At 43.5% G+C, this 18,512-nt stretch carries 19 protein-coding genes; 9 read left to right on the top strand and 10 right to left on the bottom strand.

Annotated features, from left to right (window positions below; all coding sequences use genetic code 11):
* Window positions 1–127 precede the first annotated feature (127 nt).
* Complete coding sequence (locus tag P2W76_RS06030) at window positions 128–538, top strand: organic hydroperoxide resistance protein (RefSeq protein ID WP_276346685.1); 411 nt, start codon at window positions 128–130, stop codon at window positions 536–538.
* A 48-nt stretch (window positions 539–586) separates the two neighbouring features.
* Window positions 587–2,710 carry an FUSC family membrane protein gene (locus P2W76_RS06025; RefSeq protein WP_276346684.1) on the top strand — a complete coding sequence of 708 codons (2,124 nt, stop codon included), beginning with the start codon at window positions 587–589 and terminating at the stop codon, window positions 2,708–2,710.
* A 44-nt stretch (window positions 2,711–2,754) separates the two neighbouring features.
* Here the strand turns inward: P2W76_RS06025 and bioB are convergent, their stop codons facing one another.
* Genes bioB through P2W76_RS06005 form a run of 4 tightly spaced genes read right to left on the bottom strand, consistent with a single transcriptional unit; the run spans window position 2,755 to window position 6,948 of the window.
* Window positions 2,755–3,768 (bottom strand): biotin synthase BioB, encoded by a 1,014-nt coding sequence (gene bioB, locus P2W76_RS06020; protein ID WP_276346682.1) that lies wholly within the window; start codon window positions 3,766–3,768, stop codon window positions 2,755–2,757.
* A gap of 58 nt (window positions 3,769–3,826) precedes the next feature.
* Entirely contained in the window at window positions 3,827–5,176 is a 1,350-nt protein-coding gene (mgtE, locus tag P2W76_RS06015) for a magnesium transporter (RefSeq protein ID WP_276346680.1), read from the bottom strand.
* Between the two features lie 37 nt (window positions 5,177–5,213).
* The gene (gene corA, locus P2W76_RS06010) at window positions 5,214–6,338 is read right to left on the bottom strand and encodes a magnesium/cobalt transporter CorA (RefSeq protein ID WP_276346678.1); all 1,125 of its coding nucleotides are present in this window, start codon (window positions 6,336–6,338) and stop codon (window positions 5,214–5,216) included.
* 1 nt (window position 6,339) lies between these two features.
* The gene (locus P2W76_RS06005; protein ID WP_276346677.1) at window positions 6,340–6,948 is read right to left on the bottom strand and encodes a WbqC family protein; all 609 of its coding nucleotides are present in this window, start codon (window positions 6,946–6,948) and stop codon (window positions 6,340–6,342) included.
* Window positions 6,949–7,070: 122 nt separating this feature from the next.
* Between P2W76_RS06005 and P2W76_RS06000 the strand changes: the two genes are divergently transcribed.
* Both P2W76_RS06000 and P2W76_RS05995 read left to right on the top strand, forming a co-directional pair.
* On the top strand, window positions 7,071–7,961 hold the full coding sequence (locus P2W76_RS06000) for a lauroyl acyltransferase (RefSeq protein WP_276346675.1): 891 nt from the start codon (window positions 7,071–7,073) through the stop codon (window positions 7,959–7,961).
* Window positions 7,958–8,974, top strand: a complete 1,017-nt coding sequence (locus P2W76_RS05995; RefSeq protein ID WP_276346674.1) for a glycosyltransferase family 2 protein — start codon at window positions 7,958–7,960, stop codon at window positions 8,972–8,974. The genes P2W76_RS06000 and P2W76_RS05995 overlap by 4 nt, the downstream gene beginning before the upstream one ends.
* Here P2W76_RS05995 and P2W76_RS05990 read toward each other — a convergent pair.
* Window positions 8,969–9,382 (bottom strand): type II 3-dehydroquinate dehydratase, encoded by a 414-nt coding sequence (locus P2W76_RS05990; RefSeq protein WP_276346673.1) that lies wholly within the window; start codon window positions 9,380–9,382, stop codon window positions 8,969–8,971. The genes P2W76_RS05995 and P2W76_RS05990 overlap by 6 nt on opposite strands.
* Before the next feature lie 33 nt (window positions 9,383–9,415).
* Between P2W76_RS05990 and xerD the strand changes: the two genes are divergently transcribed.
* On the top strand, window positions 9,416–10,315 hold the full coding sequence (gene xerD, locus P2W76_RS05985) for a site-specific tyrosine recombinase XerD (protein WP_276346672.1): 900 nt from the start codon (window positions 9,416–9,418) through the stop codon (window positions 10,313–10,315).
* Here xerD and P2W76_RS05980 read toward each other — a convergent pair whose 3' ends face one another.
* Complete coding sequence (locus P2W76_RS05980; RefSeq protein ID WP_276346671.1) at window positions 10,316–11,368, bottom strand: nucleoid-associated protein; 1,053 nt, start codon at window positions 11,366–11,368, stop codon at window positions 10,316–10,318.
* Between the two features lie 30 nt (window positions 11,369–11,398).
* Window positions 11,399–12,259, bottom strand: coding sequence for a peptide chain release factor N(5)-glutamine methyltransferase (gene prmC, locus P2W76_RS05975; RefSeq protein WP_276346670.1), 861 nt, complete (start codon window positions 12,257–12,259; stop codon window positions 11,399–11,401).
* Window positions 12,260–12,492: 233 nt separating this feature from the next.
* Between prmC and ribD the strand changes: the two genes are divergently transcribed.
* Genes ribD through P2W76_RS05955 form a run of 4 tightly spaced genes read left to right on the top strand, consistent with a single transcriptional unit; the run spans window position 12,493 to window position 15,898 of the window.
* Window positions 12,493–13,542: a bifunctional diaminohydroxyphosphoribosylaminopyrimidine deaminase/5-amino-6-(5-phosphoribosylamino)uracil reductase RibD gene (gene ribD, locus P2W76_RS05970; RefSeq protein ID WP_276346669.1), complete on the top strand. Its 1,050-nt coding sequence runs from the start codon at window positions 12,493–12,495 to the stop codon at window positions 13,540–13,542.
* 53 nt (window positions 13,543–13,595) lie between these two features.
* On the top strand, window positions 13,596–14,390 hold the full coding sequence (locus P2W76_RS05965; RefSeq protein ID WP_276346668.1) for an EamA/RhaT family transporter: 795 nt from the start codon (window positions 13,596–13,598) through the stop codon (window positions 14,388–14,390).
* 5 nt (window positions 14,391–14,395) lie between these two features.
* A complete protein-coding gene (locus P2W76_RS05960; RefSeq protein ID WP_276346667.1) occupies window positions 14,396–15,010 on the top strand; it encodes a YigZ family protein in 615 nt (204 codons plus the stop codon).
* Window positions 15,011–15,031: 21 nt separating this feature from the next.
* The gene (locus P2W76_RS05955) at window positions 15,032–15,898 is read left to right on the top strand and encodes a nucleoside phosphorylase (RefSeq protein WP_276346665.1); all 867 of its coding nucleotides are present in this window, start codon (window positions 15,032–15,034) and stop codon (window positions 15,896–15,898) included.
* Between the two features lie 2 nt (window positions 15,899–15,900).
* Here P2W76_RS05955 and P2W76_RS05950 read toward each other — a convergent pair whose 3' ends face one another.
* The 3 genes from P2W76_RS05950 to mqnE are packed head-to-tail and all read right to left on the bottom strand — an operon-like array spanning window position 15,901 to window position 18,430.
* Window positions 15,901–16,617 carry a menaquinone biosynthesis protein gene (locus tag P2W76_RS05950; protein WP_276346664.1) on the bottom strand — a complete coding sequence of 239 codons (717 nt, stop codon included), beginning with the start codon at window positions 16,615–16,617 and terminating at the stop codon, window positions 15,901–15,903.
* 5 nt (window positions 16,618–16,622) lie between these two features.
* Complete coding sequence (locus P2W76_RS05945) at window positions 16,623–17,240, bottom strand: histidine phosphatase family protein (protein ID WP_276346663.1); 618 nt, start codon at window positions 17,238–17,240, stop codon at window positions 16,623–16,625.
* Entirely contained in the window at window positions 17,237–18,430 is a 1,194-nt protein-coding gene (gene mqnE / locus P2W76_RS05940) for an aminofutalosine synthase MqnE (protein WP_276346662.1), read from the bottom strand. Before mqnE ends, P2W76_RS05945 begins: the two co-directional genes overlap by 4 nt.
* Window positions 18,431–18,512 lie beyond the last annotated feature (82 nt).

The raw sequence follows: 18,512 nt of genomic DNA, 5'->3' as shown, positions 1-18,512 counted from the left end.
ATTCTTTTATATTATATCCGTAGCGGCGAAAGCATCTAAAGGGCCTCTGGAAAAACTCCCTGAATTAGTATTATCTGCTTTTTCGCTTTAGAGGAACAGTTTTTGCTTCTTACTACCAAACTAGATCATGGAAAAATTATATACAGCTGTTGTCACCGCCAAAGGCGGTCGGAATGGCCATATTAAGTCGTCTGACGGAATATTAGAAATGGACCTTCGCAAACCTCATGAAATGGGTGGCCAGGGAGGCGCCTCGAACCCTGAGCAACTTTTTGCTGCCGCCTGGGGGGCTTGCTATCTGGGCGCCCTGGGAGCTGTGGCCGAACGCGAGGGAACGGATGTTTCAGAAGCATCCGTCGATGTTCAGATTTCATTCAATAAAGATGGAAATGCATTTGTTCTTTCGGCCGAACTTGATGTGCAAATTCCGGGAATTACCGCAGCACAAGCCCAGAAACTTGCCGACAAGGCTAATCTTGTTTGTCCTTATTCGAAGGCAACAAGAGGAAATATTCAAACAAGGGTAACTGCCTTATAAATTACTTTTTATGAATTGCTAATCAATCAGATAAAGGTATTTTTGGTAATGAACCATTCGAGGGAGATCAAGTCCTTTATTTTTAGCCAATACTTTTCCGACGGGCTTCGTATAACTTTCGGCGTGCTCCTCCCCTCGCTGGTTTTTTACAACCTCAATATGCTTTCGGTTGGTCTTACGATTTCTCTTGGTGCACTTTGCGTCAGTATAGCAGATAATCCGGGCCCGGTTGTTCACAAGCGTAACGGGATGCTGTTTTGTAACCTGTTCGTGTTTCTGACGGCTATCCTAACGGGTTTAATTAATTGGAATCCAATACTTGTGGGGATAGAGATCACTGTTCTGTGTTTTCTGTATTCCATGTTCTCGGTCTACGGAAACCGGGCGTCTTCTATAGGCACGGCGGCGCTGCTTGTTATGATCCTGAGCATTGACGAAGATGTAGTATCCGCGTCCGGTGCCTGGGAACACAGCTTGTATATTTTGTCAGGAGGCCTCTGGTATACCATCTTAAGCATTTCTTTGAGCCAGATAAGACCCTATCGCCTGGCGCAGCAGGCTTTAGGGGAGTGCATTAAGGAAATTGCCGTATTTGTACGGATCAAGGCAGATTTTTACAACCTTAACACGGATCACGACGATAATTATACCAAACTCGTTGATCAGCAGATCCTGGTACACCAGCATCAGGATACGGTAAGGGAACTTCTTTTTAAAAGCCGGCTTATGGTTAAAGAGTCGACCGGAGCCGGCAGACTTCTTATCCTGGTTTTTGTGGACATTGTAGATCTTTTTGAACAAGCAATGGCGACACATTACGATTACCAGGCTATTCGAAATACATACGGTGAGACAAACGTGCTTGATGGATTCAATAAGGTTATTACAAAATTCAGTGAGGATTTAGAAAATTTAAGCTATTTCATCATCAGCAATGAAAATCCGGAACGGCTTCATCATTATAAAACGGAGCTTGAGGCACTGAAACTTAGTATCGATCGCCTTGAAGAACAGGAAGTCAGCAATCTCGTGTTGAAGAAAATCCTGATCAACGTTCGGAACATGGCCAGTCGTATTCGCAAAATTTACAGTTATTATGATAACCCTCAGCTTTCAAGTGTAAGCGTTCGAAGTCAGGAGCACCTAAACAAATTCGTGTCACACCAGGATTTTGACCTTAAAACACTTAGGGAGAACCTCACCTTTAAGTCATCCATATTCCGCCACGCAATACGGGTTTCGTTAATGTGCCTTATCGGTTTCCTTGTTTCAAAATTGTTTCCATTCGGACATCACAGTTATTGGATACTCTTAACCATCCTGGTAATTTTGAAACCTGCGTTCAGTCTTACAAAACAGAGAAATATACAACGACTTGTCGGTACTCTGTGTGGCGGCGTGGCTGGTGCACTGATCATAATTTATGTAAAGGACCAGACGGCTTTATTTGTTTTTCTGCTTTTTTTCATGGTAGGCGCATACAGTTTTCAGAGACTCAATTACATTGTCAGCGTGCTGTTTATGACTCCTTATACCCTGATACTTTTCAGTTTTCTGGGAGAGAATAATCTAACTGTTGCGCAGGAAAGGATTATTGACACCTTTGTCGGTTCGTTTATAGCCCTCGGTGCTAGTTTCTTCATCCTGCCCAATTGGGAATACTATCATCTCAAAAGTTTCATGAGGGAGGTTTTGGTCGCTAACCACCAGTACCTCCTTAATGTTGCGGATGAGCTTACTGAAAAGCAGCTCGACATCACTTCTTATAAATTAGCGCGAAAAGATGTTTATGTGAGTTCAGCCAACCTGGCGAGCGCTTTCCAGAGAATGCAGTCGGAGCCTAAAAGTAAACAGCAAAACAGTAAAGAAATCCATAAGTTCGTTGTCCTGAATCATATGCTGTCATCATATGTAGCGACCTTGATTACCAATCTGCAAAATGCCGATAATGCAGAGATAAACGAGAGTCATATCAAGCTGATACGTAAATCGTTATATAGTTTAAGTGAAATTATAAGAAAGATGGGCGGAACTGACTTGAAAGAGGTCGAAATACGGTATCAGGGCCAAACCGGTGATCAGGAGGTTACTAAAGATCAGTACCTGCTATATGAGCAACTAGACTACATCAACAAACTAATTTCGGACATTCAGAAACTTGTCCTGCCATAACAGAAACCATTCCTCCCGTCATTAGATAACGTTGAGCAGCGCCGCTACGAGTTAACAGGCGATAGATGCTCCTTATCCGCTTGTACTGCCGGCCTGCCGTTTTTAAAGGCTTCCCGGGGCTTAAGACCTAACAAATTAAACATTTCCATATCCTCATTAAAAGCGGGATTTGGAGTGGTAAGTAATTTATCGCCGGCAAAGATAGAATTAGCCCCGGCCATAAAACACAAAGCCTGATCGGTTAAGCTCATTTCGGTCCTGCCGGCTGACAGGCGGACGACAGTCTTCGGCATAATGATACGTGCGGTGGCTATCATCCTAACCATATCCCAGACAGGTACACGTGGCTGATCCGCTAAAGGCGTGCCCTTTACAGGCACAAGGGCATTGATAGGCACAGATTCAGGATGTCTTGCCATATTGGAAAGAGTCTTTAGCATCGATATCCTGTCTTCAACGGTTTCCCCCAGCCCAATAATACCTCCGCTGCAGACTGTTAATTTTGCTTTCCGGGCATTTTCAATTGTTTTCAGACGATCATCATAGGTACGGGTTGTAATAATCCGCTTATAATCATCTTCCGAAGTATCTAAATTATGGTTGTATGCGTACAGGCCGGCATCCGCCAGCCTCTGTGCCTGTGATTCGGTAAGCATGCCGAGGGTACAGCAGACTTCCATGTCCATCGCATTGACGGAACTGACCATTTCTATAACTCTCTCAAAATCGCGGTTATCTCTAACCTCACGCCAGGCCGCTCCCATACACAAGCGGGACGCACCAGCGTCTTTAGCTTTCTGTGCGGCTTCTGTAACCTGGTCCACCGACATCAAAGCCTGAACTTCAAGGTCAGTATGGAAACGGGCTGCCTGCGGACAATACGCGCAATCTTCAGGACAACCTCCTGTCTTGATCGATAACAAGCTGCTGATCTGAACCTCAGAATAGTCCTTATTCTCCCTGTGCACGGTCGCAGAACGGTAAATCAAGTCCAGCAGCGGACTATGATAAATTTCTGATATCTCTTCTTTAGTCCAGTTGTTTCTGATTTCAGTCATACACAAATTTAGAATAAAATCGCCAGCGGTGAAAATGAAATACGGCAAATACGACTATTTACAGTAAGAGTTTGCTTGCCAGGCCGAGTAAAAGCAGGAAGCCAAAGACGTCAGTAAACGTAGTAATGATTATGGATGAGGCGATTGCCGGGTCTATCCCTACTCTTTTTAATATTAACGGAATAGATGAGCCAGCCATCCCGGCAATGATCAGGTTTCCGGTCATGGCTATAAAAATGACCAGGCCGAGCATCGGATTCGCATCATAGAATAAGGCAAATAGAAAAATAATAAATCCAATGCTTGCGCCGTTTATCAGCCCCACCGTAAATTCTTTCAGCACAGTTCTATATGCCTGATTGTCGGTAAGGTCATTGAGGGAAATACGCCTGACCGTCACGGCAAGTGCCTGGGTTGCAGCGTTCCCACCCATTCCGGCGATCATAACCATATATCCTGCTAGTATCCCCATTCTGGCTATTGAACTATCGAAATAACGAATAACGGACGCAGCAAGAAATGCGGTTCCGAGATTTAGCACAAGCCAGGGCAAGCGGCTTTTAACGGCCTCTTTCCAGTTACCGGCAAGTTCCTCATCTTCCGACACCCCGGATATCTTAAGAATATCTTCTGTATTCTCCTCCTCCATAACATCAATCACATCATCGAAAGTGATCCGGCCAAGAAGATGCATATTGTCGTCAACCACCGGAATACTACTCAGATTATACTGAGAAATAAGCTTTGCTACTTCTTCCTGATCTGTATCAGCCTTAACATAAACGAAATCAGCTTTGATGATTTCCTGGATCCTGACGTTGTTGCGGGCTTTTATAATATCTTTTAAGGAGACTATACCTTTCAGCATATTATGCTCATCAATTACATTAATAGTATAAAACTCCTCCATCTCTTCCGACTGCTTGATGATGAGGTCAAGTGCTTCCTTCTTCATCAGGTTCTGGTTGATTTTGATTACCTGGGTGTTCATCAAACCGCCGGCGGTATCATCATCGTATTTTAAGAGCGAACGGATGTTCGATGCGTCCTCCTCGTCAAGTTCCTGAAGAATTTCTTGCTGCTGCTCCTCGGGTAGCTGACTAATGATGTCTGTAGCATCATCATAATCAAGTTCTTCAACGATCTCTGAACGACGTTCCGGATGCAGGTTTTCAAGTAGGCGCTCGGGATGAAATTCAGAGTCCATTTCAGAAATAACCTCTGAAGCGATCTCAGCAGGTAAAATGCTTATAATTCGTTCTCTGGACTCCTGGGGTAAGCTCTCGAAAAGTATCGCGATCTCGGACGGATGATATTCGGAGACAGAGATCTTTAGCGCAGAATCGTCCTGTTCCAGAGCTTTCCTGATCTTTAGAATATCTGATTTATCCAGTTCGAACGATTGCATTTGTTAAAAGTAGGAATTACAGGTGAGAAACGGGATTTTACTTATTACTTAACCAACCCTTTCTCCAGAAGTAGATCATTTGAACAACCGCGATCAAAAGCATGACTGCCATTGTATAGATATAACCATTTTCTGAATACAGCTCCGGCATATTGTGTCTGAGAATCTTCCCGGTCTCCGGGTCCTGATAGGCAAAATTCATTCCATATACGCCTGCAATAAACGTGAGCGGTATAAAAATGGACGAAATAATGGTTAAAACCTTCATGATCTCATTCATCCTGTTAGTGATAAATGAGAGATTAGTATCGATCAAACTGGTAGTTAACTCCTTATAGCTTTCTACGAGGTCGATAACCTGCATGGAATGGTCGTAGGTATCTTTCAGGAAGGTTTTAGTATGAGAACTGATCAGCTTGCTGTCACTCCTGATCATGTCATTGATCTTATCTCGCTCTGGCCATACGGCTCTCCGGATCATGATCATTGCTCTTTTAATACACTGAGTTTGATACATGAGGGTTTTATCCGGCTTGCGATACAAAAGCTCCTCGATGGTTTCCAATTCATCGCCGAGTTTATAGATAAGGGTAAAGTAATTATCCACCACTACATCCATCAGGGAGTAAAGCATATAGGATGGACCGCTAACGCGGATATTTCCTTTGCCCATTTCCAGGCGGCTTATAACCGGCCGGGTGATTTCGGTATAATTCTCCTGGAAGCTGATCAATATGTCTGGCAGTAGAATAAAGGAAATCTGCTCGTTGGCGATTTCGAGGTCGACATCTACGTAAAGCATCCTGCTCACAGCAAATACATACCTGTCATACTCGTCCATTTTTGGGCGTTGCTGAATATTGGCAATGTCTTCTAAAACGAGTTTATGAATATCAAATTTCTTCTCCAGGTAATTATATAACCCGATATCCCCTATCCCACGTACATCAATCCAATGCGTTAAACCCTGGTATTTTTTAAAATGTTCGTCCAGGTCCGTAACTGAATCAAGATTTTCACAATGATATTCAGACGCATTATATGCGTATACTGTTATTTTGGGTGCCAGCGCCCCTTCGTATAACTGAATGGACCCAGGGCTTACGCCGGGGATGGGGACGTATTTCCTGGCTTTTAAATGGATGCGCCTTATCTTTGCCATTTTAAAGATATTTACTGCTCTGCGGGCCCTGATTGAAGATAAGGTCCGCTATGCTCAAATTAGGTAAAAAACCGTTTCTTTCTTCAAAGACCTGGAAATATCTTTTAACATTATCAGGCCGGGAATGCTTGGGATGAATTGAATGCCGGAAATCCAAATGTTTCGGGTAGTCTTTCTGAAATTCATTCGAATACCCGTACTGTACCTTGATTTTCAGGAAGCGAAACATCATTTCAAGCAGCTCTTCATTGAAGTCAAACAAATACTTCCACTTTTTCTCATAAAACGGACTGAGATCGTCTTCATAAAACTCAAAATAAGCTGAACTTCGATAACAAGTCTGTAAACTCAACAGGTGCAAGCGCTGCCACTTAAAATCATAGCTTATTTTAACGTCTTTAACTTTCGTGTGATTTTTCGATCCCTTGATTACCGGAATAATCAGGTCGAGCTTGCCGTTAGGCGAGTGAATCGAAGCCCGGTTGCGATAGGTTTGCTTCTCAAAATTCTCTGCATTCTCAATAATAATTTGATCCTTGTTTTGTAAAATGGCACTGAAATACTCAACGGGTGGCAGATAAAACAGGGGGAAAATTGCTCCTTTTTCCATGGTATAGGTTATGTTTGTGCTTCAATTTGCCGAAATTAGTAAATTAAATATCGCTGCTGGAGGGAATGTTCCTAAATCAACCCGGATACCCCTACCCTATAATATATAAATGATGGTTCAGGATGAATAAAATTGTATTTCAGATAGTAGTTTTTCTCCTGAAACTAATCTCTTTACTTCCATTCAGCATAATATACCTTATTTCGGACGGGCTTTTCGTTCTTCTCTATTATGTACTCAAATACCGTCGCAAAGTGGTCCGGGATAATCTTAGAAACTCATTTCCTGAAAAGTCAGCTGATGAGTTGAGTGTAATTGAGAAAAGCTTCTACAAATTCCTGGCCGATATGATACTTGAATCTGTGAAAAGCCTTACCATAAGCGCTAAAGAACTGAACAAGCGTTACAAGTTTGAAAACCTCGAAGCTATCACTTCGCACCTGGAGAACGGAAGATCCGTTATTGCTGTATCCGGTCATTACGGAAACTGGGAATTAGGATCGCTGGCTATTGGTCTCGCAATACAAGAATATGACACCTTAATTGTTTATAAACCATTGTCAGACACGAACTTTGATCATCTTATTAATTCTGTCCGTTCGAGGTTCGGGACTACAATGGTACCTATGAAACAGACGTACAGAAAAGTTGCAGAGTATAAAGGTAAAGGTCGTCCCCGTGTACTGGTGCTCGTGGGCGATCAGACGCCGACACGCGAGGAATCCCGCTATTTTACGAATTTTTTAAACCAGGCTACGGCAATATTTCTCGGTGTGGAAAAGGTTGCGGTTAAGTCAAATGATGCGATCATATATTTTAGCATTAATAGAATTAAAAGAGGATATTATCTATGTGTAATTAAACCTCTCATTGATTATCCTAAAGACACTAAAGAGTTTGAAATAACAAACATGCATACGAGTGAATTGGAAAAACTTATTCGCGAAAAACCAGATTATTGGCTTTGGTCGCATAAGAGATGGAAGTTTAAACCCGAAAATATCTCAGCATGACAGATCTGCCAAAAGTTAGCGTAGTAATTTTAAATTGGAACGGGTTAAAGCACCTCAAAGACTTTCTTCCGTCAGTTTGCAGAAGCACTTATCCGAAACTCGAAATAATAGTTGCAGACAACGCTTCTAATGATTTGTCGCTGGAATTCCTGAAGGCTGATTATCCCGAGATCCGTATCATCAGAAATGATAAAAACTATGGCTTTGCCGGGGGCTATAACAAGTCTTTGGGGCAGGTTGAAAGCGACTATTTCGTTCTCCTTAATTCAGACGTTGCTGTGGAGCCGGACTGGATTCAGCCTGTTATAGCATTAATGCAGAGCAACCCTTTGATCGCCGCTGCCCAACCCAAAATATTGTCCCATACGCATCCTGAGAAATTCGAATATGCCGGTGCCGCCGGAGGTTTTATAGATGTGTTTGGGTATCCCTTCTGCCGGGGCAGGATTTTCGACCATGTCGAATCAGATAATGGCCAGTATGACGACACCACAGAAATTTTCTGGGCATCAGGCGCAGCGCTATTTATTAAAAGAGAAAAATGGATAGAAGCTGGCGGGCTGGACGAAGATTTTTTCGCCCATATGGAAGAAATTGATCTTTGCTGGAGACTCAAGAACCGCGGTTATAAGATCATGTACTGTCCTCAATCCCGGGTTTATCACCTGGGTGGCGGAACATTGAATTCTGAAAGCCCGTTCAAAACTTACCTGAATTTTCGAAATAGCCTGATTGTCATTCAAAAAAACCAACCTTTCTATTACTCCGGCCTGATCGTCTTCAGCCGCCTCTGGCTAGATCTGCTGTCAATATTCAAGTTCCTGCTGGATGGCAAGCCTGCAAATGCCTGGGCCGTGAGCCGTGCTCACCAGTCATTTTTCAGGTCGGTCTTCATAAATGCCAGGAAAGCACGGAAGATAGATCGCTCGAAATTCAATAAAACAGGTTTAAGGAATATAAGTATCGTATGGCAGTATTTTGTTTTAAAAAGAAAAACCTATAACAGCTTATAGAAAGCTTTCCAGGGCTAATCTATAACCATCCAGTCCGAACCCGGTTAGTACTCCCCTGCAATTCTTGCCAGTAAGCGAAACATGGCGAAACTCTTCCCTTGCGTAGATATTGGATATATGAACTTCAACAACGGTAGTGTTGATCCCGGCAATTGCATCGGCTATGCCTACCGACGTGTGAGTGTAGGCGCCACCGTTAAGAATGATCCCGTCGTAACTGAATCCCACCTCATGTAATTTGTTAATTATTTCGCCCTCAACATTGCTTTGGAAATAATCGATGTTTATGATACTGTATTTGCTCCTAAGTGTTTCCAGATAGTCTTCGAAGCTGCTGTCGCCATAAATAGATTTCTCCCTTATGCCAAGTAAGTTTAAATTTGGACCGTTAATGATTTGTATATTCATCAGCAATATTTTTCATCAAACTTAAAAAATAAATTGGACTGGCAATCAAGCCTGCGCGGTTTTAAGGCATATTTAAAGCTTGAAAGGTCGTTATCTGCCAATACGATCGAAGCGTATTTGCACGATGTGGATAAGCTTGTGCAATTTTTCTTAGCCCGCTCAGAAGAAAAAGGGCCGGCCAGCGTCACGACCAAGGATCTTAAGGACTTTCTTGCCTGGGTAAACGAACTCGGCATGATCCCCCCTACGCAGGCACGAGTCCTCTCCGGATTGAAGTCGTTTTTCAAGTACCTGGCCCTCGAGAACAGGATAGAAACAGACCCTTCTGCTTTGCTTGAAAGCCCGAAGACGACCAGGAAATTGCCCGATACGCTGAACATCATGGAAATAAATAGCGTGATAGAAGCTATAGACCTGTCACGGCCGGAAGGAATGCGTAATAAAGCTATTCTTGAAACGCTTTATGGCTGCGGGTTGCGGGTGTCTGAGCTCACCAGCTTAAAGATTTCCAACCTCTACCTGGATATTGAATTTATAAAGGTTGTTGGAAAGGGCAACAAGGAAAGGCTTGTCCCCATTGGAAGCCAGGCAATTAAATTTCTAAAAATATACCTGGACGACATCCGGGTGCATATACCCATTAAGGCGGGAAAAGCGGATTTTGTCTTCTTAAACCGCCGCGGAAGCCCGCTTTCACGTGTTATGATATTTTTGATCATTAAAGACCTTGTTAAAGCTGCAGGGATAAAGAAAAGCATCAGCCCACACACGTTCAGGCATTCTTTTGCGACGCACCTCATCGAGGGGGGGGCAGACCTCAGGGCGGTACAGGAGATGCTGGGCCACGAAAGTATAACTACGACCGAGATCTACACCCATTTAGACCGCGATTATTTAAGGGAGTCTATCGTCCAATACCATCCGCGAAGTTAGCTACTGCTCTTCCCTGAAATACACCTTATAAAAATTCATCGATTTATCCTCGTCGAAGCCCTTTTCTATAAGTTCTTTATTGCCATGAATATATATATGAAAGTTCTTATCTAATTTCAGGATACTCTTGAACACCCTGGCCTGCTTCTTAACAGCGGCGCTGGAGATATCGAATGACTCTTCCAGTCCGGCGTCAAATTCGTTGTTATATTCTTTTGTATAGCTTTTGAACGACTCAATTGCCCTGGGATTCCCAATCACTTCTTCCGCAAACTCATCAATGTTAAAGCTATTCTTGTCCTTAAAATACTTCAATGATTTATTCAGCAGGTCTATCTTATCAGCCTTGGAGATGTCGAAATCGTCATCGATCTTTCCGGTGATAAAGCTCTTGCAGACATTCAGGGTATTGCTTGTTTTGTTGAAATCATCATTTCTGATCCGCAATTTGAGGAATTCATCCTTCCAGTAAGCAGCATCAGTACGGTTGGTCTGGTCGATCACCATCACCTTATAGCCCTGATCTTTCTCTGTGTCGAAGATTAAGCAGCCTTTGTCGAGTTTATTAATATTTATTCCATTCTCCTCGTAACTTACAATGAATCCGTCCTGCCCGGGACTTACCGTCAGATAAGGTTCTTTAGTTTCAGATTTAAAGATGCCGAGAGCGTCGACCATCTCTCCCTCCAATTGAAGGTCTTTAAAACGGGCGATATAGAGTTCGCCGGACTTAATCTTCGGGTGATTGGAGATATCAAACAGGTGTTTCGTAATGCTCCCGCTGACTTCATGAAATTTGGTACTCTCATTGAAGATCTCCGAACTAAAGTGGAACAATTCATTCAGGTTCAGGTCGTCACTTGAATGCATCAGGCGATATATCTCATTTTCTTTTTCAAATGGGGTCAGGAAATACTGCATCAGAAACCCGCGAAGCGTCTCGTCTTCAAGCTGAAGCGGCTGGGCTGACAAGCTGTAAAATTCGTTCTGGATCTTATTTCCGATCCGGTGTACTGAAAGTTCTTCTAATGTGGCTTCGTAAGAGGTTACCATAGCTGTAAATGTTGGCTTTTCGCCTTAAGATTATCCTAATTGTGCTTTTATCATTCTGTCGCGGTCACGCAGGTCCTGGCGAAGCTCAACGTGAATGAACCCTTCATCCCGGAGAAGAGCCGCTGTTTCCTGGCCAAGATGCTCATTGATCTCAAGGTATAATAGTCCGCCGGCTTCAAGGTGGCTTTTAGCAAAGTTTGCGATGGCCTTATAAAATACCAGCGGATCGTCGTCTGGCACGAAAAGGGCTAAATGGGGTTCGTGGTCGAGCACATTGACATGCATTTGCGACTTTTCAGTGAGAGTTATGTAAGGCGGGTTACTTGTTATTATGGAATACCTGGTCGATGTGGGGCGTGGATCCAATATATCATCCTGAATAAAAATGATCTCAGTTTTATTGAGAATGGCATTTTCCTGAGCCAGGGTTAATGCCCCGGGTGATACATCCAGCGCCGACACTTCGGCTTCAGGAAGATTCTTCCCGAGCGTGACCGGAATACAGCCGCTGCCGGTTCCAATGTCCAATATTTTTAAGCTTTTAACTTTATCGCCGCGCAGCTTAAGATCTTTCAATATCCAATCAACCAGTTCTTCTGTTTCCGGCCTTGGGATAAGAACTGAAAGGTTTACTTTAAACGGCAAGCCGTAGAATTCCGTTTCGCCGAGCGCATATTGAACGGGAACTCCCTTTTTCAAGGTATTGAGGATGTCGTCGAGCGTAAGGTGCTGCTTTTCGCTGAGTTCTTCATTTTTACGTATGAAATATTGACCGTGTTCGATCTGGCAAAGAAAACAGATGACCAGCCGGGCTATGCTGCCTGCTTCTTCCGGAGAATAGAGGGCAGTCAGTTCCCGGATAAACGTCTTCTCCATGCCTGCAATTGTCATGCAGCAAAGTAAGCCATTTTGGAGAACAATTTTGCTTCGGTAACTGGTCGGGTCAGAAAAAACACCGTGAAAGTCCGGCATTGTATTTCTACCCCCGCTTGTGTTATCGATTCTACCGTTAACTGATTGGCTTTTACCGGTAATATGTGTAGGTTATTTTAGATATCCGGCCATATTTTCAGAAATAACCCGCACCATCATCAAAGTAGCTTTATCCTGATTACTTTTGTGGTATGCAACAACATGAGGGTTACATGCGGCGATGCCTGGAGCTGGCCTGCCTGGGGATGGGCAGCGTCAGTCCGAATCCTATGGTTGGTGCAGTGATCGTTTGTGATGATCGCATCATTGGTGAAGGTTACCATAAGGCATTTGGTGAAGCCCACGCGGAAGTTAATGCGCTAAGAAGCGTTTTAGATACCCACGCAAACGGGCATGAGCTGCTGAAAAGGTCGACGATCTATGTCAGTCTCGAACCGTGCGTGCATTTCGGGAAGACGCCACCCTGTACCGACCTTATTATAAATAACAACATTCCACGGGTTGTAGTGGGCTGCAGCGATCCCTATGGACAAGTTAACGGCAAAGGCATTGAAAAGTTAAGGGACGCGGGCGTCGAGGTAGTTATAGGTGTGCTTGAACACGAGTGTCTTTTGCTGAACAAACGGTTCGATACCAGGATCAAACAACAACGCCCCTACATCATACTTAAATGGGCTCGAACGAGGGATGGTTTTTTTGCCCCCGCGGATCTTAGTCAAAAGTGGATCACGGCTCGTTCGGCTAAGCAACTGGTGCATAAGTGGCGTAGTGAAGAAGATGCTGTCCTGGTGGGGTCTAATACCGTCAGGGCCGATAATCCCAGGCTGAATGTGCGTGAGTGGAGTGGGAAGTCTCCTGTTCGTATAGTGGTCGACAGGAATCTTGAATTGGCTAAAAATCTTCACATTTTTGATCAAAGCCAGGACACCATTATTTTCAACGCTCTCAAAACGGAGCTGGACGGCAGGATCAAATATCTTGAGCTGGAAGATTTTGGTAACCTGCTGCCTCAGTTGATCTGTTACCAGCTTTATCTGATGGACGTTCAATCTGTGATAATTGAAGGGGGCGCCACAATTCTGGGCCTGTTCATTTCAGCTGGCTTGTGGGATGAGGCCCGGGTATTCACCGGAACCGGCGAATGGACGCGAGGTATAAAATCGCCTTCATTACCGGGAAGCCCTCTTGAGACTTTAAACATTGGACCCGACATATTAACTATTTGGCGAAATAATTTATGATATACATTTTCTTAGCAGTCTGCTGTAGTGTGTTCGTGTCAGTCCTGTTAAAATTGGCCAAAAGATATGAAATAGACACGCGGCAGGCTATCATGTGGAACTATTCGATTGCAGCATTCCTGGCCTGGTTCTTTTACCGGCCAGACTGGCCTCCGATCAGCGGTAGTTTGTATCCCACCTATATCGCTTTAGGACTTCTCCTGCCCTCTTTGTTCCTGATTCTGGCCTTATCGGTTAAGTTCACCGGAATCGTAAGAACAGATATTGCGCAGAGGCTCTCGCTGTTCATCCCGGTTTTAGCTGCATTTTTGCTTTTCGGAGAATACTTTTCCGATCTGAAGCTCGCCGGTATTGGGGTGGCATTCCTTGCCATAATATGCTCTGTCCGCTGGCAGAAAAATGAAAATGGATCAGGCGCCTACTGGATCTATCCACTAAGCGTTTTTATCGGAATGGGAATTATAGACATCCTGTTTAAACAAATCGCAAAAACAACCGCAATTCCTTTCACTTCATCGTTGTTAGTTGTTTTTCTTCTCGCATTTGTTGTTTCAGCGATCTTTTTATTTTACCTTTTTCTCAGTAAAAAGGTAAAATTTACCCTTGTCAATATACTTTGTGGATGGATCCTGGGAATAGCCAATTTTGGGAATATACTCTTCTACCTTAAGGCGCACCAGGCCCTCGCTCTCACGCCATCTCTTGTTTTTTCGGGTATGAACATCGGCGTTATACTGCTGGGATCATTTGTGGGGGTTATCATATTCCGCGAAAAGCTGAGCCGCCTGAACTACGCCGGAATAGTTTTAGCCTTAATATCGATCATAATGATGACTTTTTCTTCCTAAGCCCAATGTTGTTTACTGATTCCTATAAAACGATCCTCCAGCTTTCATCGGGTGCTTTTAGCGACAAGGGAAGTAAGTTCCTGGCCTTTATTTATCCTGTTCGTGCAGAAGGCGAGGTTAAGGAAATTTTAAGCAGGTTGCGAAAAGAGCATCCCAAAGCGAATCACCATTGCTGGGCTTTCCGCTTAAGCCCGGATCGTTCCGTATTCCGGGTTAGTGATGATGGAGAACCTTCCGGTACTGCGGGAAGGCCAATTTTAAACACCTTGCTGTCATACGATGTTACAAATGTATTAGCGGTTGTTGTGCGCTACTTTGGCGGTACCTTACTTGGCGTCCCCGGTTTAATAAACGCGTATAAAAAGGCTACGATAGACGCATTGGACCAGGCCGCAATAATCGAGCTGAGTATTTCGTCGGTTTATGAGATCAGCTTTGATCATTCGAAAATGAACGATACTATGAAGATAATAAAAGACGAGGGCCTTAAGGTCAGAAACCAAATCTTCGATAATCTGTCTGTTATTCAGGTGGAGATCAGGTTATCTCAGCAGGAAAAAGTCCTCGGAAGATTTAAAAATATCGATGGGCTTCAAGTGAAATACCTTAGTACGTCCTGATAATCCCGAATAGATATTGATATGAAAAAGATCTCAGAAACGGACCTTATAATAAACCCTGACGGCAGTGTTTATCACTTAAATCTACTGCCCGGCGATGTTGCTGAAACGGTCATCACAGTGGGTGACCCGGATAGAGTCGCCAGTGTAAGTAAGCATTTCGACAGAATTGAATTAAAAAGGGGCAAACGCGAATTCATAACTCATACCGGATATATCGGGCCGAAACGTATCAGCGTTATTTCTACAGGGATAGGAACAGATAACATTGATATCGTCCTCAATGAACTCGATGCAGTGGTTAACGTGGATTTTGATAGCAGGATAGTTAATAGCGAGCTTAAGAGTTTAAAGATTATCAGGATTGGAACATCGGGAGCCATTCAGGAAGATATCCCTGTGGGCACTATCATGATATCCGAATTTGGACTCGGCCTGGATGCTTTGATGAGTTATTATGCTGCCGATAGCACAGCTGATATCCGGAACTTACTGGAAAAGGTACAAAATCATTTTAAATATATAAGGGGTATAAACCCTTACATTACGGCGGCAGACAAAGGATTACTTGAGATCATAGGAAAGGGACTTCGTAAGGGTATTACGGTAACAACGCCGGGATTTTACGCACCTCAGGGGCGCGATGTGCGGGCAAGGAACTCGGTGCCCGCCTTCATCGATGATCTCCGTACCTTCAGGTCAGGACATCATCGTATTACCAACCTGGAGATGGAAACCGCAGGTATATATGCCTTAGCTAACGCGCTGGGACACAAAGCACTGTCTGTAAACGCGATATTGGCAAACAGGGTTAAATTTGAATTTTCAAACAATGCCGCCGCGGTCATTGATGAAACGATACAATTAGTTTTAAGCAGGTTACCTTAACATCACAGCTCCCTGATCAGGCCGTGAAATTTATGAAGGGCTTCAAGCTTTCTCTCGTCCAGGTTATAATCTATTTTATTCATTAAGTAATCGTTGAAATCAAAATTATCCCTTGGCGGGATTGTTTCGATTACTTCCATGCGATGATCCAGCCCATATTTTAAGGCTTCGTTGAATTCCTTAATAAATGTTTCCGGCATCTCTTTATTGGAAGCCCAAACCGCAAAAACAAATGGCAAACCGCTAAACTTTTGCCATTCTTCAGCTAAATCGTACCCGTATGCAAACTGGTCTTTTTTACCGAAGGTCCGGTCCCCTATTTGCACAAATGCGTCCGCATTTTCTTCAACAAAGGAAGGCTGGGATTTCCAATGATTTTTAAGAAGTACCTTGGCTAAGTTATTGGATGTTCTTGACTGTACATCAAGTTTAATACTCCTGATCTCTTGTATGGGCTTGTCGCTGAAAATAAATACCGAATCCACTGCACCTGTTGCTCCGATGCAGTAATTAGAAATTATCTGGTATTCCGGGATTTCAAGAAGTGCGGCTACCGGAACTAATCCTATATCTGCCTGGTTATTAATGAGTTTTTGAGCACAAACTGAAGGGATATCTAAACTGAAATTCGTTTTGTCAGGGATTCCTGAATGTATTAAACCATGCACAAAAGGCTTCGTATTGGTATATGATACTGCGGAAATCTTTATTTTATTCAAACCGGTTAAGCGTGAGTTAAGTGATCGGTATTGTTAAAATCGATGATCTGGAATGAGCTGCCATCGTATTCAACTTTATATAACGTAGTATTGGAGTGTGGAAATGTTTCCATTTCAGTCAGGGGCTTATTCAAAAGAAGGCACAGAAATAACCGCAGGGCACGACCGTGCATGCAGATAAGAATATTCTGGTCATCGTTTTCCTCGATGAGTCGTTCGAGAACTGTTAACTGACGTTCCTGGACTTCCAGCGGGCTCTCGCCAAGTTCAAATTTGTGGTGCAGTTCTCCTGAATTCCACTTATTCAGGATATTGACAAACTCAGCCTTAATGTGTTCGCTGCTTTCCTTGCCTTCATAAATGCCCCATCCGAGTTCATCAAGACCGGGATACTGTGTCCATGGGATGTTACTGTCGATAAATTTCCTGACAGTCTGATGGGTTCTTTTAAGCGTAGAAGTGTAAACCTTATCAAAAGGTACGTTTTTATAAGCCCGGTAGAAGGCTTCAGCCTGCTCCCTTCCCTTGTCATTCAGGTTAGTATCCATTCCACGACCCTGAACTACTCCTCTTTTATTAAGGTCTGTTTCGCCGTGCCGGATAATGTATAGTGTTTTCTTCAATTCAGAACAGGTAATTTATAAAATTTAGGCTTTTCGTCTTCCGGAAACTCGTAGTTCTCGTAATCCTTGATAACATTGTAAAGCGTATCGCGCTCGATGGGATGCCGGCCGGCGAATTTGATGAGATCTACCAGTTCCTTTGTTGTCATCGCCGGATGCTGTTCTTCTGCACCGGCCATGGAGTAGATCTTAGTAGTGTCGTCTAAGGTCCCATCAATATCATCAACTCCAAAGTTTAACGACAATTGAGCGGTATTGCGACTGATCATTGCCCAATACGCTTTGATGTGATCAAAATTGTCAAGGTATATACGGGCGATGGCATAGTTCCGTAGATCCTCTATTACAGAGACCTCAGGTACATCAGACATCTGATTGTCCTGGTTTCTGAATTTAAGCGGTATAAATGTCTGGAAGCCGCGAGTTTTATCCTGCAAAACCCGAAGCCGTTCCATGTGGTCCACACGGTGCCAGTACTTCTCTATATGTCCGTACAGCATAGTTGCGTTTGATCTCATCCCCAGCTTATGCCATTCTTCATGAATTTCCAGCCATTGATCACCGGTACATTTGTCTTTAGCAATCTGCGTACGGATCTCGGGATGAAAGATCTCCGCTCCGCCACCGGGTATGGAGTCCAGGCCTGCCTCCTTCATCATTTTCATCCCTGCAGCGTAGTCGATTTTCGCCTTTTTAAAAATATAATGGTATTCAACGGGTGTCAGGGCCTTCACATGAAGACCGGGCCGATGTTCATGAATGGCGGTAAACAGCTCACTGTAAAATTTAACATCGTACTGAGGAAGCACACCACCGACGATATGAACTTCGGTAACAGGCTGATCATCGTATTTCTTTACGATGTCCATCATATCCTGCATGGTATATTCCCATCCTTCTGAGCGTTCTTTAATAAGCACGGAGTAGGAACAGAACTTACAATCGTACACACACAGGTTGGTAGGTTCTATATGAAAATTGCGGTTAAAGTAGGTGAAGTCCCCGTGACGTTTTTCGCGGATGTAATTTGCAAGAACGCCAAGAAAGCCAAGCTCCGCTTTCTCGTATAATAAAACCCCGTCGTCAAATGATATGCGCTGACCAGCGATAACTTTTTCAGCCACGGCGCGAAGATCCGGGGAAAGGTTTTGATCAGCTAAAAGGAGATTGAAATTCAAATTGATATTCATTCAGAATTCTTTATGCAAAAATACAACAATGGATCGAATCAATATCATTTGCTTGTAAAAGCATGAAATATAGCAGCCAATC

The sequence above is a fragment of the Daejeonella sp. JGW-45 genome, from assembly GCF_029360805.1.
Lineage (GTDB): Bacteria > Bacteroidota > Bacteroidia > Sphingobacteriales > Sphingobacteriaceae > Daejeonella.
Note: the sequence above shows the minus strand (reverse complement) of the source record. Positions and strands in the feature narration are given on the sequence as shown.

What these genes read in the sequence shown, in the direction of transcription:
- P2W76_RS06030 (WP_276346685.1), top strand. Translation starts at nt 128, where the DNA reads ATGGAAAAATTATATACAGCTGTTGTCACCGCCAAAGGCGGTCGGAAT.
- P2W76_RS06025 (WP_276346684.1), top strand. Translation starts at nt 587, where the DNA reads ATGAACCATTCGAGGGAGATCAAGTCCTTTATTTTTAGCCAATACTTT.
- bioB (WP_276346682.1), bottom strand. Translation starts at nt 3,768, where the DNA reads ATGACTGAAATCAGAAACAACTGGACTAAAGAAGAGATATCAGAAATT.
- mgtE (WP_276346680.1), bottom strand. Translation starts at nt 5,176, where the DNA reads ATGCAATCGTTCGAACTGGATAAATCAGATATTCTAAAGATCAGGAAA.
- corA (WP_276346678.1), bottom strand. Translation starts at nt 6,338, where the DNA reads ATGGCAAAGATAAGGCGCATCCATTTAAAAGCCAGGAAATACGTCCCC.
- P2W76_RS06005 (WP_276346677.1), bottom strand. Translation starts at nt 6,948, where the DNA reads ATGGAAAAAGGAGCAATTTTCCCCCTGTTTTATCTGCCACCCGTTGAG.
- P2W76_RS06000 (WP_276346675.1), top strand. Translation starts at nt 7,071, where the DNA reads ATGAATAAAATTGTATTTCAGATAGTAGTTTTTCTCCTGAAACTAATC.
- P2W76_RS05995 (WP_276346674.1), top strand. Translation starts at nt 7,958, where the DNA reads ATGACAGATCTGCCAAAAGTTAGCGTAGTAATTTTAAATTGGAACGGG.
- P2W76_RS05990 (WP_276346673.1), bottom strand. Translation starts at nt 9,382, where the DNA reads ATGAATATACAAATCATTAACGGTCCAAATTTAAACTTACTTGGCATA.
- P2W76_RS05980 (WP_276346671.1), bottom strand. Translation starts at nt 11,368, where the DNA reads ATGGTAACCTCTTACGAAGCCACATTAGAAGAACTTTCAGTACACCGG.
- prmC (WP_276346670.1), bottom strand. Translation starts at nt 12,259, where the DNA reads ATGACAATTGCAGGCATGGAGAAGACGTTTATCCGGGAACTGACTGCC.
- ribD (WP_276346669.1), top strand. Translation starts at nt 12,493, where the DNA reads ATGCAACAACATGAGGGTTACATGCGGCGATGCCTGGAGCTGGCCTGC.
- P2W76_RS05960 (WP_276346667.1), top strand. Translation starts at nt 14,396, where the DNA reads ATGTTGTTTACTGATTCCTATAAAACGATCCTCCAGCTTTCATCGGGT.
- P2W76_RS05955 (WP_276346665.1), top strand. Translation starts at nt 15,032, where the DNA reads ATGAAAAAGATCTCAGAAACGGACCTTATAATAAACCCTGACGGCAGT.
- mqnE (WP_276346662.1), bottom strand. Translation starts at nt 18,430, where the DNA reads ATGAATATCAATTTGAATTTCAATCTCCTTTTAGCTGATCAAAACCTT.